At 43.5% G+C, this 340-nt stretch carries 1 protein-coding gene; it reads left to right on the top strand.

Annotated features, from left to right (window positions below; all coding sequences use genetic code 11):
- On the top strand, positions 1 to 340 hold a 340-nt coding region (locus A3763_RS28235; protein WP_197482786.1), incomplete at both ends, for a hypothetical protein.

The following is a 340-nucleotide window of genomic DNA, read 5'->3' as shown; positions in this document are numbered from 1 at the left end:
GTCACAAAGATATCCATATCGAAAACAATGGTAATGGTTTCGGCGCTACTGACACTGATGGTAATGGTCGTATCTCTGCTGCTGAAGCTTCTGATGCTGTGACTGGTTCTACTGGTTACGGTGATGCGAACTCAAAAATCCACATGGATAGCTACTTCAACATCACTGATTTAGATGTTTACATCGATATCGCTGGTGTTCAGATCAACGATCTGAAAATCCACAACCATCGTGGTGACACTTCTGGTCTAGACGGATTGAATGCATTCGGTTTCGCTCACTCAATGCGTGACATCTACGCTGTTAAAGACGCAGTTCTTGATCTAGGTTCTGTTGCTTT

The sequence above is a fragment of the Oleiphilus sp. HI0128 genome, from assembly GCF_001635365.1.
The sequence above is the reverse complement of the archived record's forward strand: the minus strand, read 5'-3'. Positions and strand labels throughout refer to the sequence as shown.